Here is a 16,316-nt window from a genome sequence, read left to right on the forward strand (position 1 = left end):
CCCCGCGTCGGTAGTTGAACCATAGCACGGGCGCGGGGTGGGGCCGAAATCGCTCAGCGCGGGATCGGCACAGCTCAGGGGCTCCCGCTCGGCGCCGGCGTCGGCGCCCCGGTCGCGGGCGGCGTGGCGGGCGGTGTGGCGGGCGCCGTCGGGGCAGGGGTGATCCCGGCCTTCTGCTCGGCCGCCTCGATCGCCTTGAACGCGTCGCCGAGCGCCTTCTGGGCCTGGCCCCACGCCACCCAGTCACCGCTCTTGAACGCGGTCTGGCTGTCGTTGTTGGCCTTCACCGCGTCCGCGAGCGCCTTCTGCAACTCGGGGGTGATCGATCCCTGCGGCGTGGGCGTGGTCGGGTTGGTGGGCGTCGTCGGGTTGCCCGGCGTGGTGGGGACGGTCGGCGTGGTCGCCGGCGCCGCGCCCGCGAACACCTTCCGCAGCGCCTCCTCCAGCGTGTTCTCGAACGCCACGTTGTCGTTGCCGTAGACCGCCAGCACCTTCTGCAGCGTCGGGTACTTGGCACCGCGCCCGCGGACGTACACGGGCTCCACGTTCAGGAGTCCGCCGCCGACGGGCAGCGTCAGCAGGTTGCCGTACTCGAGTTCGGAGTCGCCGCCGCTCTTCAGCAGGGTGATCTGCTGCGCGACCTCCTGCCGCGAGTTGAACTGCGACTGCACCAGGTTGGGGCCGAGCGTCTTGGAGTCCCCCGGCACCTTGAGGATCCGGATCTTGCCGTAGTCCGGCCCCGGGTCGGCGCTGACGGCCATGAACGCCGCCAGGTTGTCCCGGCCGCGCGGCACGAAGGTGGTGGTCAGCGAGAAGCTCGCCGAGGTGACCGCCGGGTCCGGCATCCGCACCGTCAGGTAGTACGGCGGCTGGAACTGCTTGGTGTCACTGGTCGGGTCCACCGGGACCTGCCAGATGTCGCTGCCGTTGAAGAACGAGTCGGCGTCGGTCACGTGGTACTGGCCCAGCAGGTCGCGCTGCACCTTGAACATGTCCTGCGGGTACCGCAGGTGCGGCAGCAACGTGCCCGGGATCTCCGCCTTGGCCTTCACGGTGTCCGGGAACGCCTTCATCCAGGTCTTCAGCACCGGGTCGTTCTCGTCCCACTGGTACAGCGTCACCTCGCCGGTGTACGCGTCCACGGTGGCCTTGACCGAGTTGCGGATGTAGTTGACCTGGTTGGCGACGGTCAGCAGCTCACCGCGCTGGTTGGTCAGCGAGTCCTTGGTGGCCGTGCCCAGCGTCGTCTTCGACGAGAAGGGGTAGCCGTCCGAGGTGGTGTAGCCGTCCAGTACCCAGACCACCCGGCCGTTCTGCACCACCGGGTACGGGTCGGCGTCGATCGACAGCCACGGCGCGACCTTCTCCACCCGCTCCTTGGGCGTCCGGTCGTAGATCACCTTGGCGCCGTCGGTGATCGCCCCCGCGTACAGGATCTGCGGCTCGGCGAACTTGACCGCGTACGCGGCCCGGGTCAGCGGGTTGTCCAGCGAGACGCCGCTGCCGCCGGTGTACTTGTACTGCTTGTTCTCACCGGAGTCGGTGGTGTAGTCGATCTCCTGGTTGGAGCCGCCCACGATCGAGTACGTGGAGGTCTTCTCGCCGTAGTAGATCCGCTGCTGGTAGTCGCCCAGCGAACCCGTCGCCGGCAGGCCGGACTCGGTGAAGACCGGCTGGCCCTTGTCGTTGACCTGGTTGCCCTTGGCCACGACCGCACCGTAGCCGTGGGTGTACTTGAAGTGGTCGTTGATCCAGTTCCGCTGCACACCGTTGAGGTCCAGCTCGCGCAGGCCGATCACGGTGTCCTGGGCGCCCTCGCCCTTGCCGTACCGGTCCACGTCCAGGGTCTGCGGGAACGCGTAGTACGAACGCTGCTGCTCGATCGACTGGAAGGTCGGCGAGACGACGTTCGGGTCGATCAGCCGGATGTCCGCGATGGTCTGCGCGTCCGGCTTCAGCGCCTCGGCGTCGGTCGTGCCCTTCGGGGTGTACGGGGTCGTCTGGCTGTCCGCGATCCCGTACGCCCGGCGCGTGGCGTCGATGTTCTTCTGGATGTAGGGCGTCTCCTTGGCCTGCTCGTTCGGCTTGACCTGGAACTGCTGCACGATCGCCGGGTACACCCCGCCGATCAGCACCGCCGACAGCACCATCAGGCCCAGCCCGATCAGGGCCGGCGCCCAGGTGCGCCGCACCGGGGTCAGGAAGAACAGCACCGCGCAGATCACCGCGACGAAGAACAGGATCGTCTTCGCCGGCAGGAACGCGTTGGCGTCCACGTACCGCAGGCCGGTCCAGCCGGAGACCTCGCGGTAGGCGCCGGTCTTCACCGCCAGCGCGTACCGGTCCAGCCAGTACGCCACCGCCTTCAGCAGCACGAAGACGCCCAGCAGCACCGCGAGGTGCCCCTGCGCGCCGGTGCTCGCCCGCCGGCCGGGGCCCTGCAGCCGCAGCCCCCCGTAGAGGTAGTGCACCAGCGCCGAGGTCAGCAGCGAGACGATCACCGCGCTGAACGCGAAGCCCAGCAGGAACTCGTAGAACGGAAGGTCGAAGGCGTAGAACGAGACGTCCTTGCCGAACTGCGCGTCCTTCTCGCCGAAGGAGGTCCCGTTCGTCCACAGCAGCCAGGTCCGCCACTGGCCCGAGGCCGCGGCACCCGCCACCAGCCCGATCACCAGCGACACCCCGAGCAGTGCCCAGCGCTTGAACGGCGCCAGCCCCGAGCGGTACCGGTCCAGACTCTGCTGCTCGACCGACATCGCCGACAGCGGCGGCCGCAGCCGGTGCGCCAGCCACACGTTGAAGCCGACGATCACCGCCATCAGCAGGCCGAACACCGCGAACAGGCCGACCTTCGTCCACAGCTGGGTGGTGAACACCGAGGAGTAGTGGACCGACCTGAACCAGAGCCAGTCCGTCCAGAACCCCGCGAACATGACGAACAGCAGGAAGAGCACCGCGAGTACGCCCAGGGTCAACAGGGCCACCCGCGCCCGCCGGGAGGGCGGGCCTACCCTGCGCCGGAACCCCGGCCCTGAGCGTTCCGGCATCTGGAATACCACGGTGGCACCTCAGTTGTGTCGTCTTGAGTCGGTCGGTCTTCAGTGCAACTTAACCAGTCTTTGGTCGAGTTCCCACCGTTAGCAGACGGTTACGACAACCCCGCCCGACGCGGGCCCTCCCCCGGGGCCCCGCCCCGGCCCGGCGGCGCGCCACGGCGCACCGCCCGGCGTGTGAGGATTGAGGCATGTCCGATGGATCCAACCTCCCCGACGACGTCTCCACCCTCCCGGCCGGCAGCCCGCTGACCCGGGCCGCGCTGGAGATCGACGAGTACGCCGCCACCCTCGGCTGGGACCTCCCGGCCCGCCTCTTCGCCCTGGTCGACAGCGCCGCGCTGCGCAAGGCCGACCCCCGTATCGCCGAGCAGCTCGGCCTCGCCGACAGCGACCAGCCCGGTCTCACCCCGGTCGAGCAGGACGAGCTGCCCGCCGGCATGGAGCTGGACAAGTTCCTCGGCACCATCGCCTGGCCCGCCGCGGTGGTCGGCTGCGCGCTGGTCGTCGAGCGGCTGATGCTGCCGCCGGGTGCCGAGCAGTCCCGCCCGCGCAACGCCAACGACGCCCAGCTCGCCGAGTGGGTGGCCAACCACCCCAAGCGCGAGGAGGTGCGGATCACCGCGGCGGTGCTGCGCGGCGGCAAGCGGGAGGTCGCGCTGCGGCTCCGCTCCAAGGACGTCGCGCGCGAGGTGCTCACCGGCCCCGACCTGGTGCCGGGCCTCACCGAGGCGCTGCTGGCGACCTTCTCCTGACGGACTCCCCGGCCGGGGCTCCGTCCGGGAGCCCCGGGGCCCGGGCCGCGCCGGGTTCTGCTTCTAGGAGGAGCAGGACGGCAGCGCGGAGGTCTGCCCGGACCGGACCTGCTCCAGCGCCTTCAGCGCGCCGTCCAGCGTCTCCACCTTGACCAGGCGCAGCCCCGACGGGGTGTTCTTGGCCGCCTCGGCGCAGTTCGCCGACGGGGTGAGGAAGAACTCGGCGCCGGCCTCGCGGGCGGCGATCAGCTTCATCGAGATGCCGCCGATCGGCCCGACCTGGCCCCCGTCGTCGATGGTGCCCGTGCCGGCCACGAACCGTCCGGCGGTCAGGTCGTCGGGGGTCAGCTTGTCGATGATGCCGAGCGAGAACATCAGGCCGGCGCTGGGCCCGCCGACGTCCTGGAGCCCGATGTCGATCCGGAACGGGTAGGTGTGCCTGAGGCCCGGGCGGATGCCGACCATCGCCGCGCCGGTGTCCGGGGACTTCACGGTCGGCACGCTGATGTCGGTGCGGGTGCCGGGCTCGACCGAGCCCTCCTTGACCCGGGGCACCACGGTGAAGACCGCCGGCTCGCCGGGCTGGTGCTTGGTGACCGCCTTGGCGACCGCGTCCGCGTCGGCCACCGGGGTGCCGTCGACCGCGACGATCTGGTCCCCCGCGTGCAGCCGGCCCTCCGCCGGGGCGCCGGCGGTGACGGCCTGGACGATCAGCTCGCTGCCCATCGGGATGCCGAGCTGGCTCAGCGCGGCGGTGCGGGCGTGGTCCTCGGAGAGCGCGAACTCCTCGGCGTTCTGCCGCTTGGCGTCGGCGTCGGACTGGCCCTTCGGGTAGACGTTGTCGTGCGGCACCACCAGCACGTCGTCGCGCAGCCAGCCGACCACCGCGTTGACCAGGCTCGGCTCGTACTTGGCGCCGGTGACCTGGACCGTGGTCATGTTGAGGTGGCCGCTCGCCGGGTACGACTCGTGGCCGGTGATGGTGATCACCGGCGTGCCCGTCTTCTCCTGCACCCCGAGCGTGTTGTACGTCGGGCCCGGGCTCATCTCGGTGTACGGCACCTTCATCAGCACCGAGGCACAGAGCAGCGCTATGAGCAGCAGGGTGGCGGCGAGCATCGTCGCAGAGCGGCGTGGCATGCCTCGACAGTACGGGACGCGGGTGACCGTGCGCCCGGCGGGTCGTCGGGACGCCGGGCGGCGTCAGCGGCCGGTGCGCTCCTCGGGGCCGCCGCCGGCGGTGGTGCGTTGCATCGCGGCCATGAACCGCTGGTGCTCGGCCAGCGAGGCCGGGTCCCCCGTCGCTCTCGGGGCCCGCTGGGCCCAACCCGCCCACACGGCGGCCAGCACCGCGGCGACGCAGGGAATGATCAACCAGGCGAGCACAGCCATCTCAGTACTCCCAGCTCGTCGTGTCTATGAGCAGATTAACCATCCCGACGGACAACGCTGCGGGCGCCGTCCGGGTTACGGCACGGCCGATCGGCTCACTGCCAGGGAGTATCCGGCGCAGCGGCCCACACCCGTTCGAGTGAGCGACCGGCGCGCCTGCGTGTCGCGGGGGCAGGACGGGTGTCCGAGTGGGTGCCCGGGCAGCCGTACGAACGACTGTACGAGGAACGTACGAGCGGCTGCGCGGACGGCTGCTCAGCAGCTCCCGGCGCCCACCCACTCCTCCTCGCCGTCGGCGAAGACCTGGTGCTTCCAGATCGGCACCTCGTGCTTGAGGTCGTCGATCAGCCGCCGGGCGGCGGCGAACGCCTCGCCCCGGTGGGCGCAGGAGACGGCGACGATCACGGCCTTGTCGGTGATCCCCAGCCGGCCCACCCGGTGCACCGCGGCCAGCGCGCGGACCGGGAAGTCGGCGACGACCTTCTCGGCCACCCGGCGCAGCTCGCGCTCCGCCGTCGGGTGGCAGCTGTACTCCAGCGCGGAGACGTGCTTGCCGCCGTCGTGGTCGCGGACCGTCCCGACGAAGACGGTCGTCCCGCCGGCCGCGTCGTCACCGACCGCTTCGTACACCTCGTCGAGGGAGAGCGGGGTGTCGCGGATGGCGAGCAGGCGGATCGGGTCGTGGTTCTCGGACATGCCCCCATGATTGCCCATGCCGGGCGGGCGGGGGCAAGTACCTTCCGCATCACGATTGCGAAATTTCGCATCGCGAGAACGGCATGCTCAAGGACGCGGGTCCCGGTGCGGCCGGTCTCCCGGCCCCGGGCTTCGGGGCCCGGGACCGGAGGCGCTCAGAACCGGCGCCGCTTGCGCGCCCGCCGCACCAGCGCCGCCGTACCCACCAGCGCCACCGTCGCGCCCGCAGCGCCCAGACTCGTCGCCGCCTCCTTGCCGCCCAGTCGCCGGCCCGCCACCGCGTGCTTGCCCGCCACCTGCGCCAGCAGCTCCGCCAGCACCTCCTCGTTGGTGTGCGTCGGACGCCAGCCCGCCTCGTGCAGCCGGCTCCCCGACACCACCCACGGGTACATCGTGTAGGCCAGGTCCCCGGCCGGCGCCGGGGTCAGCCCCAGCCGGTGCAGCCGCGCCGCCGTGCCCAGCGCGAGCGAGGCCGGCAGCTCCATCCGCCGGATCCCCGACAGCCGCTCCACGTCCTCCTGCTCCAGCCAGCCGTCGCAGCCGACCGTCACCTCGCCCTCGACCAGGCCGAGCGCCGCGTACTCCAGCGCCGCCGCCAGGTCGTCCACGTGGCAGAACTGCCAGCACGGCCGGGACCCGGCCACCACCAGCAGCCTCGGCGCCTCGAAGTGCCGGGTCAGCACCGTGTCCACCCCGGGACCCACCACCACGGCCGGCCGCAGCACCGTCACCTGCAGCCCCGGGTGCGCCCTCGGCGCGCGGCGTGCCAGCCGCTCGATCTCCAGCAGGTCCCCGACCAGCGAGGCCTCCTCGGTCGCCCGCAGCTCCGAGTCCTCCGCCAGCGGCACCTCGTTGTCCGCCAGCGCGCCGTAGACCATCGCCGACGTGCACAGCACCACCCGGTGCACCCCGGCCGCCGCGGCCGCCGTCAGCACCGTCTGCGCGCCCCGCACGTTGTAGGCGCTGCGCGCCCTCGGGTCGGACTCCATGCCCAGGTCCATCGCGAGGTGCACCACCACGTCCACCCCGGCCAGGCGCTCGGCCACGGCCGGGTCCCGGACGTCGAGGACCCGCCACTGCACCCCGGGCACCTCACCGCGCCGGTCGTCGACGGCCAGCACCTTCCGGACCCCCGGCGAGGCCACCAGCCGGGCCGCGACCCGTTCGCCGAGCACTCCGGCGGCACCTGTGACGGCCACGGTCAGGGGTCTTCCGGCATAGGCTGGAGGCGGCGACGCCGTGGTGTCCGGGGCGTCCTCTCCTCCGGTCAGCCCAGAGCGAACGTCCGAAGGCGGGGAACTCACCGGCCATCCTCCACGGTTAGCTTATGTGCGTACGTACGTGTGTCACGTACGTCCATCCTGCCCGAGGCTGAGGCCCGGCGGTGCACCCGGCGCGGTACAGCCGTCCGGGAGCCGCCCGCCGGCGGGGAGTCCCCCAGCTCCGCCGACCGCCCCGGGCAGCAGGAAACACCGCCACCACCCGTATGACGGCCGACCGGATCGAGGACCCCGTGAGCGACCTTCCCTTCGGATTCGGCGTTCCGCCCGAGGAGCCCGAGGACGGCAAGGCCAAGCCCGACAACGACCCGAAGAAGAAGGACCAGGGCGACGAGCCCACCGGTCCGCAGTCCTTCGGCTTCAGCGGGAACAACCCGCTGGGCGCCCTGTTCGGCATGGGCCTGCCCGGCATGCCCGGCGGACCCGGCGCGGGTGGCCCCGGCGCGCCCGGCGCGGGCGACAACCCCTTCGCCGCGATGTTCGGCGGCCTCAACCCCAACGACCTCGGCGCCGCCTTCCAGCAGCTCGGCCAGATGCTCTCCTTCGAGGGCGGCCCGGTGAACTGGGACCTCGCCAAGGACATCGCCCGGCAGACCGTGGTCGCCGAACCCGCCGAGGGCAAGAGCAAGGACCGCTCCGTCGGCGACGCCGAGCGCTCCGCCGTGGTCGAGGCCGTCCGCCTCGCCGACCTGTGGCTCGACGGCGTCACCACCTTCCCCTCCGGCGCCGCGGCCGCCGTGGCCTGGAGCCGCGCCGAGTGGATCGAGGCCACCCTCCCGGTCTGGAAGGACCTCGTCGACCCCGTCGCCGAGCGGGTCGGCAACGCCATGGGCGGTGTCCTCCCCGAGGAGATGCAGGCCATGGCCGGCCCGCTGATGGGCATGATGCGGTCCATGGGCGGCGCCATGTTCGGCACCCAGATCGGCCAGGCCCTCGGCGCCCTCGCCGGCGAGGTGGTCGGCTCCACCGACGTCGGCCTGCCGCTCGCCCCCGCCGGCAAGGCCGCGCTGCTGCCCCAGAACGTCGCCGAGTTCGGCGAGGGCCTCAATGTGCCGGCCGAGGAGGTCCGCCTCTACCTCGCCCTGCGCGAAGCCGCCCACCAGCGACTGTTCGCCCACGTGCCGTGGCTGCGCGCCCACCTGCTCGGCGCCGTCGAGGCGTACGCCCGGGGCATCAAGGTCGACACCTCCCGGATGGAGGAGCTCGTCGGCCAGCTCGACCCGGGCAACCCCGAGGCCCTCCAGGAGGCCCTCGCCGGTGGTCTGCTCCAGCCCGAGGACACCCCCGAGCAGAAGGCCGCCCTGGCCCGTCTGGAGACCGCCCTCGCGCTCGTCGAGGGCTGGGTCGACGCGGTCGTGCACGCCGCCGCCGAGCCCCACCTGCCGCAGGCCGGCGCCCTGCGCGAGACCGTCCGCCGCCGCCGCGCCGCCGGCGGGCCCGCCGAGCAGACCTTCGCCACCCTGGTCGGCCTCGAACTGCGCCCCCGCCGGCTGCGCGACGCCGCCCGCCTCTGGGCGCTGCTCGCCGACGCCCGCGGCACCGAGGGCCGGGACGACCTCTGGCAGCACCCCGACATGCTCCCCACCGCCGCCGACCTCGACGACCCGGACGCCTTCGTGCACCGCGGCAGCGCCGACGACCTGGAGGGCGGCATCGACTTCGACGCCCTCGACAAGCTGCTCGGCGAGGCCGCCGCGGGCGGGGCCGCCGGGTCCGCCAAGCCCGACCTGACGAAGAACGACGACGCCGACGGCGGCGACGGCAGCAACGGCAGCGACGGCGACCAGGGAAAGGGCGGGCCCACCGCATGACGGCCACCGAGACGGACCTCGCCGACGCCCGGCAGGACGACGCCCCCAGGGGTAGCGCCCTGCACGCCGACGCGGTCCGCGCCCTGACCGACTGGCGGCCCGCCGAGCCCGAACAGGACCGGCTCCGCCTCGACTACCTGCGCCACCTCGCCGAGCAGCCCGGGGGCATGTACCGCTCCTGCCTGCCCGCCCACATCACCGCCAGCGCCGCCGTCGTCGACCCCGCCGCCGGGCGCGTCCTGCTCACCCTGCACCCCAAGGTGGGCCGCTGGCTGCAGATGGGCGGCCACTGCGAGCCCGGCGACGGCGACCTCGCCGCGGCCGCCCTGCGCGAGGCCACCGAGGAGTCCGGCATCCCCGACCTCGCGCTGCTCACCCGCGACGGCGCGCCCGTCCCGGTCAAGCTCGACCGCCACCAGGTCCGCTGCACCGGCAAGGACCGGCCGGAGAACACCCACCTCGACGTCCAGTACATCGCGGTGGCACCGCCCGGCGCCCAGGCGCTGATCAGCGAGGAGTCGCTCGACCTGCGCTGGTTCGACTACGACCGCCTGCCGGAGCTCACCGACCACTCGGTGCGCGACCTCGTCGCCCGCGCGCGCGAACTCACCGGCTGAGGCGTTCGGGGGCGCGAGTACGACGGGAGGGGCGCGGGCCGCATTGGCCCGCGCCCCTCCGCCGTCTTCCTCCGTCGATCCACCGGGACCGGCGGAAGGACCGAGCCACAGGTACCGGCCGCAGGACTCAGCCGCAGGACTCGGCCGGACCGGGCTCCGCCGGATCCTCGTGCCGAGCTCCCGGGATGTGCGGCAGCCGGGCCGCCGACACCACGCCCTCCAGATAGCCCCGCGCCCGCTCCGTCCGCGGATACGCCTCCAGCAGCGCCCAGAAGTCCGGACCGTGGTCCGGCACCAGCAGGTGCGCCAGCTCGTGCAGCAGCACGTAGTCGACCACGTACTCCGGCATCCCCTGCAGGCGGTGCGAGAGCCGGATCGTCCGCTCACTGGGGGTGCACGAACCCCAGCGCGAGTTCTGATTGGTCACCCAGCGGACCTGGGCGGGCTGGGCCCGACCGCCGAGATACGCCGCCGAGAGCTCCCGCGCCCGGGCCACCAGCGCATCGTCGCCGAGCACCCGGCGGCTCTCCTGCGCCGCCAGCTTCTCCAGCATCTGCGCGACCCAGCGCTGCTCCTCCGCGTGCGACATCCGGGCCGGGATCAGCACGATGGTGCGATCGCCCTCGCGGTACGCGGACACCGTCCGACTGCGGCGGGCACTGCGCCGCACCTCCACCCGGGAGCGGTCGAAGGGCTCCCGCGCGGGCGCCGGCTGCTGCTCCGGACACTGCTGCTCCGGACGCCCACGCGTACTCGGCGCCGCCACTTGCGACCCGGACGCTGCACGGGCACGCCGAGGCGACGCCGGGGGATGGGAGTCCCGTTCGGCTGCCATGGCACACGACGTTACCCGTTACCCCTGACAGAAGTCCGCTGCCGTGGCCGAAATCTTTCGTGGAGCGATCGGGAACGAAAGGCCGACGGAAGGTGTCCGGAATCCGACATCAGTCCGCATGACAAGTTATCCACAGGGTATGCGAACGGATCATCCGATCATCGATCCGTGCCTGTGGACAACCCGACGCGCCCCGTCACCCCGATCGGGCATGCTGCCGTCGACCGTCCGGAAACGATCGGGAGGAAGACCACCGTGCGCCTCGCCCTCAAGCCCGCCCTCTCCCGCAGCTGGCGGGACTCGGACACCCTGCAGTTCGGCACCGTCCCCCAGCACGCGGGCGTGCTCGCCCACGCCTCCGGCAAGGTGCTGCGCGAGTTCCTCGACCTGGTCGACGGGACTCGCGACCGGCCCGCCCTGCTGGCCGAGAGCGAGCGGATCGGCTTCGGGCGCGACCCGGCCGACTCCCTCCTCGACCTCCTGGAGGAGGCCGGGGTGCTCGACGACGCCGAGGCCGCGGCCGGCGCCCTCGCGCTCTTCCCGCAGCCGCACCGCGAGCTGCTCGGCCCGGACCTCGCCTCGCTGTCGCTGATCCACCCGGGCCCCGGCGCCGCGCCCGACGTCCTGGCCCGGCGGCCCGGGCACGCCGTCGAGGTCCGCGGCGCCGGCCGGATCGGGGCGGCCGTGGGCGCCGTCCTCTCGGCGGGCGGCATCGGCAGGGTCACCGTGGTCGACTCCGGCCGGGTCGCGCCGGGCGACTGCTCCCCCGCCGGGCTCCCGCCGACCGACGTCGGCCGGATCCGTGCCACCGCCGCCCGCGAGGCCGTCGACCGGGCCGCGGCCCGGAGCCCGGCCCGGCGCAACCGGCGCCCCAGACCCGGGCCGCCCGACCTGGTGGTGCTCGCGCCCCGCGACGGCAGCGCGGCCTTCGCCGGCGGCACACCCCTGGCCCGGGAGCTGCTGCGGGCCGGCGTCCCGCACCTGTACGTCGGCGTGGTCGAGGAGTACGGGGTGGTCGGCCCCCTGGTCGCGCCGGGGGTCTCGGCCTGCGGCCACTGCCTGGTCCTGGCCCGGGAGGACCAGGACGCCGCCTGGCCGAGGATCCTGGCCCAACTCGCCGACGGCGGCCCGGGGCAGGCCCCGACACCGGCCTGCGACACCGCCCTCGCCACCGCGGTCGCCGGGCTGGCCGCACTGCACGTCCAGGTGTTCCTGGACGGGGGCCGCCCGCCCAGCCTGGACGGCTGGTGCGAACTCTCGGCCGTCGACGGGACGTCCCGCCGGCTGCGCCTCAAGGGCCACCCGGAGTGCGGCTGCCTCTGGCAGCCGACCGCACCGCACTGAGACCCGGGGCACTCTCTTCCGGATCACCAACCGGACTGGAGGGGAAGAGTCTTGATCATTCGTCAGTCGCGCGGGAAAAGGGGGCACCGCAGGGCCCTGGAGCTACTACTGTGGCGTCGGCCGCCCGGCCGATGCCGAGGGTGGCACGCGCAACGATCGCAACGCTCGTGCACGACCTCACCGAGAGGTATCGACATGATCACTCGCAGATCGCTCATCGGCGCCGGGGCCCTGGCCGTCCCGCTGGCCGCCGTCCCGGCCCTGCCCGCCGTCGCCACCGCGCCCGAGGCCGGGCGACGACGATGGTCCCGGCTCTCCGACCGTCTGCACGGCACGCTCGTCCTCCCCGGCGACCCGACCTACGACGTCGCCAAGCAGATCGGCCAGGCCCGCTTCGACTCGGTCGAACCGGCCGCCGTCGCCTACTGCGTCGACGAGGCGGACGTCTCGCTCTGCCTCCGCTACGCCCAGGACCACGACCTGCCGATCGCCGTCCGCGCCGGCGGCCACAGCGGCGGCGGCTGGTCCACCGGCACCGGTCTGGTGGTCGACGTCTCCCGGCTGAACAGCGCCGCGGTGACACCCGGGTCCGCCACCTTCGGCGGCGGCACCCAGCTCGTCGACGTGACCAACGCCGTCGCCCCGCACGGCCTGGCCGTCTCCGGCGGCTTCTGCCCCACCGTGTCCCTCGGCGGCTTCCTCCAGGGCGGCGGCATCGGCCTGCTGACCCGCCATGTCGGCATCTCCAGCGACAAGGTGACCTCGGCCCGGGTGGTGCTGGCGAACGGCCGGACCGTCACCGCCTCGGCCGAGGAGCACGACGACCTGTACTGGGCGCTGCGCGGCGGCGGTGGCGGCAACTTCGGTGTCGTCACCTCCTACACGGTGACCCCGGTGCCGGTGACGACCCTGAGCATGGCCAGCCTCACCTGGTCCTTCGACCGCGCGGTGGATGTGCTGGACGCCTGGGCGCACTGGCTCCCCGACGCCCCGCGGACCCTGGGCGGCGGCGCGGTGGTCGGTCTGCGGGACGCCGCGCCCGGCGCCACCCCGTTCGTCTCGGTACTGATCGGTTCGGTCGGCACCGAGGCCGAACTCAACACCCAGATAGGCCGGTTGGTCGACCTGGTGGGCGCGGTGCCGGCGTCCCGGAGCGGCTACACCGCCCCGTACCTGTCCGTCATGATGGGCTTCTACGGCTGCGGCGCCTACACCCAGGACCAGTGCCACCGGACGGGTACCGGGCCGGCGGCCCTGCTGCCCCGGCCGACCGCGGCGGTGGACCGGGGCCGCCTGTTCGACGCCCCGCCGCCGCGCGCGGTCTGGGAGGCCGCGGTCGGCCTGCTGGACCGGGACCGGCTGGCCGGGCAGCAGCGGATGGTGCAGTTGAGCGCGCTCGGCGGCGCCGCCAACGATCCGGCGCGCACGGCCACCGCCTACGTCCACCGGAACGCGCTGTTCAACGCGAGCCTCGGCGCGGTGATCGCCTCCGGGCCGGTGGACCCGACGGCGATCGCGGCGGCCCGGAGCTGGGCGGACGCCGGTTTCGCGGTACTCGACCCGCACTCCTCCGGCGAGACGTACCAGAACTTCGTCGATCCCGGACTGCCGGACTGGCGGGGCGCCTACTACGGGGAGAACTATCCCCGGCTGGTCGCGGTGAAGCGCCGGTACGACCCGCACCGGCTGTTCTCCTTCGCCCAGGCCGTCGGGGGCTGACCCGGCCCGGCCTCCGGGCCCGACCGTCGGGCCCGGAGGTCCGAACCCGGAGCTCCGGGCCCGACGGCGACCGGCACCACCCCGGCGGGGCGGCCGATTCCGGCCGGGGCCGCACCGTCGAGCGGGCACAATGGCGTATGACGGTCGGCCCCCGCCGCGGGGGCCTGGGGCATGTCGACTTGGAGGCCCGGGTGAGCGATCTTCCGCGCAAGGCAATGACCCGCACGGCAAGACTCGCCGCCCTGCCGCTGGGGATAGCCGGCCGGGCCACCCTGGGGTTGGGGAAGCGGATCGGCGGCCGGTCGGCCGAGGTGGTGACCGCCGAGCTGCAACAGGCGACCGCCGACCAGCTGTTCAAGGTCCTGGGCGAGCTCAAGGGCGGGGCGATGAAGTTCGGACAGGTGCTGTCCGTCTTCGAGGCCGCGCTGCCCGAGGAGGTGGCCGGACCGTACCGGGCGGCGTTGACCAAGCTGCAGGACGCCGCGCCGCCGATGCCGGCCGCGAAGGTGCACGCGGCTCTGGCGGAGCGGCTGGGCGCGGACTGGCGGAGCCTGTTCCTGGAGTTCGAGGACCGGCCGTCGGCGGCCGCGTCGATCGGCCAGGTGCACCGGGCGGTGTGGCACGACGGCCGCACCGTCGCGGTCAAGGTCCAGTACCCGGGAGCCGGTGACGCGCTGCTGGCGGACCTGACGCAGCTGAGCCGGGTGGCGTGGCTGCTGGGTCCGCTGATTCCGGGCCTGGACATCAAGCCCTTGATCACGGAGCTGCGGGAGCGGGTCGCCGAGGAGCTCGACTACGAGCTGGAGGCCCAGGCCCAGCGCCGTCATGCCGAGGAGTTCGCGGACGATCCGGAGATCGCGGTGCCCGGGGTGGTCGCCCAGGCGGACCAGGTCCTGGTGTCGGAGTGGATGGACGGCACACCCCTGGCCGAGGTGATCGCCTCGGGGACGCAGGAGGAGCGGGACCGGGCGGGGAAGCTGCTGGCGCGGTTCCTGTTCGCCGGTCCGTCGCGGACGGGGCTGCTGCACGCGGATCCGCACCCGGGCAACTTCCGGCTGCTGAAGGACGACGGCCCGGTGGAGGGCTGGCGGCTGGGGGTGCTGGACTTCGGGACGGTGGACCGGCTGCCGGGCGGGCTGCCGGCGCCGATCGGGGCGTCCCTGCGGATGGCGCTGGCCGGGGACGCGGCGGGCGTGCTGGCGATGCTGCGCGAGGAGGGCTTCGTGAAGCCCTCGATCGAGCTGGACCCGGACGCGGTGCTGGACTACCTGGTGCCGATCATCGAGCCGGCGGCGGTGGAGTCGTTCCACTTCACCCGGGCGTGGATGCGGGCCCAGGCGGCGCGGATCGCGGATCCGCGCTCCCCCGCGTACAACCTCGGCAAGCAGTTGAACCTGCCGCCGTCGTACCTGCTGATCCACCGGGTGACGCTGAGCACCATCGGGGTGCTGTGCCAGTTGGGTGCGAAGGCGCCGTTCCGGGTCGAGATGCTGGAGTGGCTGCCGGAGTTCGCGGGGCCGGGCTCGGCGGGCAGCCGCCCGACGGCGCGGACGGCGGCTCCCGAGGGCACGACCGAGCAGGACACGACGGAGCAGGACACGACGGAACAGGGCACGACCGGGAAGGCCGCCGCCCGGAAGACCGCGTCGCAGAAGGCCGCGGCTCCGAAGGCCACGACCCAGAAGGGCGCGGCCACGAAGCGGTCGGCGCCCGCGCGGCGCCGGGGCCCGTCGACCGGGGACTGACCGCCCCACCGTCCACCGTTGCCCGCCGCCCGCCGCGGCGGGCAACGGCCGCAGGCCGCCCCCCGGAGTCGGGGGGCGGCCTGCGGCGCGACGGGGGTCCGGCGGGGCCGGGCGGGTGCCGGCGTCCCGGTCACCCGGCGGCACTGCCCGGGCATGGCGATGTCGCCTCGGGTCGGCGCCACCTCTCGGTGGTCCGACCTCGGGGCGACATCACATCAGGGCGACGGCGATGGCCTTGCGGGCCCGCAGCGAGGCGCGCTCGGCCTTCTGCTTGAGCCGGTGGGCCCGGGCGACCCGGCCGACGAGCCGTTGGTGCTCGGCCTCCTGGAGGCGCTCTTGCATATGGGCCCGGGCCAGGGATTCGTGGAGGAGTTGCATTTCGAGGGTCCTGTTCTGGATCTGAAGTTCGGTGGTCTGCTCAGCGCGGACGGTCGGATCGATGGCGGCGGCGGTCATGTGGTGGTCCTGCTCGGAGTGCGTCGTCGGAAAGGGGTGGATGCGGGCGGCGTCGGCCTTGGCGGCCGCGAGGCGTACGGAGCGGCGGAGGGAGTCGTCCGGCAGGGGCTGCTCTCCCCGGCGGACGGCCTCGGCCCCGGACGCGGGGTTCACGCCGCGACCTCGGTCTTGCGCGGGCGGCCGCGCGGCCGCTTGCGGGCCACGACGACACCCTGGACGAAGAGCTCGCCACCCCAGACGCCCCACGGCTCGCGGCGCTCGACCGCACCGGTGAGACAGGCGTCCTTGACCGGGCAGGTGCCGCAGAGGGACTTCGCGTACTCGACGTCGGCGGGCGTCTCGGCGAAGAAGACCTCGGGGTCGAAGGCGCGGCACGGGATGGGGAGACCGAGCTGCTCGGCCTGGTCGATCGAGGTGAACTGCATGGGGAGAACCTCCGGGGGGTCGGCCTGGTCGGCCTTGATCTGGCTTGTCGGCGGTACGGACGGGGTGGGCGGTGTGATGACCGTGGACACTGTGTGCGTCTTCCTCGTCTTCTCAGTGGGTCCGGCTCAGCTGACTGGTGGGGCTGGGCCGGAGGCCCCGGAGGGCCTGGGTGGTCTTGCGTACCGGA

The 16,316-nt window shown here is 73.3% G+C and carries 14 protein-coding genes; 6 read left to right on the top strand and 8 right to left on the bottom strand.

Going from position 1 to position 16,316, the window contains the following annotated elements; translation table 11 throughout:
• Positions 1 to 74 precede the first annotated feature (74 nt).
• Positions 75 to 3,047 (bottom strand): UPF0182 family protein, encoded by a 2,973-nt coding sequence (locus BI06_RS17815; protein WP_043469087.1) that lies wholly within the window; start codon positions 3,045 to 3,047, stop codon positions 75 to 77.
• A 197-nt stretch (positions 3,048 to 3,244) separates the two neighbouring features.
• Here BI06_RS17815 and BI06_RS17820 point away from each other — a divergent pair, with 197 nt between their 5' ends.
• The gene (locus BI06_RS17820; protein WP_030392906.1) at positions 3,245 to 3,808 is read left to right on the top strand and encodes a PPA1309 family protein; all 564 of its coding nucleotides are present in this window, start codon (positions 3,245 to 3,247) and stop codon (positions 3,806 to 3,808) included.
• Positions 3,809 to 3,871: 63 nt separating this feature from the next.
• Here BI06_RS17820 and BI06_RS17825 read toward each other — a convergent pair whose 3' ends face one another.
• The 4 genes from BI06_RS17825 to BI06_RS17840 form a co-directional block, all read right to left on the bottom strand.
• Positions 3,872 to 4,948, bottom strand: a complete 1,077-nt coding sequence (locus tag BI06_RS17825; RefSeq protein WP_082558526.1) for a PDZ domain-containing protein — start codon at positions 4,946 to 4,948, stop codon at positions 3,872 to 3,874.
• 63 nt (positions 4,949 to 5,011) lie between these two features.
• Positions 5,012 to 5,200, bottom strand: coding sequence for a hypothetical protein (locus BI06_RS17830; RefSeq protein WP_030392908.1), 189 nt, complete (start codon positions 5,198 to 5,200; stop codon positions 5,012 to 5,014).
• Between the two features lie 255 nt (positions 5,201 to 5,455).
• Positions 5,456 to 5,896 (bottom strand): molybdenum cofactor biosynthesis protein MoaE, encoded by a 441-nt coding sequence (locus BI06_RS17835; RefSeq protein WP_233290175.1) that lies wholly within the window; start codon positions 5,894 to 5,896, stop codon positions 5,456 to 5,458.
• Positions 5,897 to 6,051: 155 nt separating this feature from the next.
• On the bottom strand, positions 6,052 to 7,200 hold the full coding sequence (locus BI06_RS17840; RefSeq protein ID WP_030392910.1) for an NAD-dependent epimerase/dehydratase family protein: 1,149 nt from the start codon (positions 7,198 to 7,200) through the stop codon (positions 6,052 to 6,054).
• Between the two features lie 209 nt (positions 7,201 to 7,409).
• Here BI06_RS17840 and BI06_RS17845 point away from each other — a divergent pair, with 209 nt between their 5' ends.
• Positions 7,410 to 8,987 (top strand): zinc-dependent metalloprotease, encoded by a 1,578-nt coding sequence (locus BI06_RS17845; RefSeq protein WP_043469859.1) that lies wholly within the window; start codon positions 7,410 to 7,412, stop codon positions 8,985 to 8,987.
• Positions 8,984 to 9,604 (top strand): NUDIX hydrolase, encoded by a 621-nt coding sequence (locus tag BI06_RS17850; protein WP_043469092.1) that lies wholly within the window; start codon positions 8,984 to 8,986, stop codon positions 9,602 to 9,604. The genes BI06_RS17845 and BI06_RS17850 overlap by 4 nt, the downstream gene beginning before the upstream one ends.
• Positions 9,605 to 9,731: 127 nt before the next feature.
• On the opposite strand, the gene BI06_RS17855 is transcribed toward BI06_RS17850, so the two are convergent.
• A complete protein-coding gene (locus BI06_RS17855; protein ID WP_082558576.1) occupies positions 9,732 to 10,439 on the bottom strand; it encodes a M48 family metallopeptidase in 708 nt (235 codons plus the stop codon).
• Positions 10,440 to 10,607: 168 nt separating this feature from the next.
• On the opposite strand from BI06_RS17855, the gene BI06_RS17860 reads away from it, so the two are divergent.
• The 3 genes from BI06_RS17860 to BI06_RS17870 all read left to right on the top strand — a co-directional run bounded on the left by BI06_RS17860 (position 10,608) and on the right by BI06_RS17870 (position 15,247).
• On the top strand, positions 10,608 to 11,783 hold the full coding sequence (locus BI06_RS17860; RefSeq protein WP_206743640.1) for a ThiF family adenylyltransferase: 1,176 nt from the start codon (positions 10,608 to 10,610) through the stop codon (positions 11,781 to 11,783).
• Between the two features lie 195 nt (positions 11,784 to 11,978).
• A complete protein-coding gene (locus tag BI06_RS17865; RefSeq protein WP_043469094.1) occupies positions 11,979 to 13,502 on the top strand; it encodes an FAD-binding oxidoreductase in 1,524 nt (507 codons plus the stop codon).
• 191 nt (positions 13,503 to 13,693) lie between these two features.
• Positions 13,694 to 15,247: an AarF/ABC1/UbiB kinase family protein gene (locus BI06_RS17870; RefSeq protein WP_078879823.1), complete on the top strand. Its 1,554-nt coding sequence runs from the start codon at positions 13,694 to 13,696 to the stop codon at positions 15,245 to 15,247.
• Between the two features lie 210 nt (positions 15,248 to 15,457).
• Here BI06_RS17870 and BI06_RS48125 read toward each other — a convergent pair whose 3' ends face one another.
• Positions 15,458 to 15,856, bottom strand: a complete 399-nt coding sequence (locus tag BI06_RS48125; protein ID WP_051741209.1) for a hypothetical protein — start codon at positions 15,854 to 15,856, stop codon at positions 15,458 to 15,460.
• Complete coding sequence (locus BI06_RS17880) at positions 15,853 to 16,218, bottom strand: WhiB family transcriptional regulator (RefSeq protein WP_369826142.1); 366 nt, start codon at positions 16,216 to 16,218, stop codon at positions 15,853 to 15,855. The genes BI06_RS48125 and BI06_RS17880 overlap by 4 nt, the downstream gene beginning before the upstream one ends.
• Positions 16,219 to 16,316 lie beyond the last annotated feature (98 nt).

It is taken from the genome of Kitasatospora sp. MBT66 (assembly GCF_000710405.2).
GTDB lineage: Bacteria > Actinomycetota > Actinomycetes > Streptomycetales > Streptomycetaceae > Kitasatospora > Kitasatospora purpeofusca.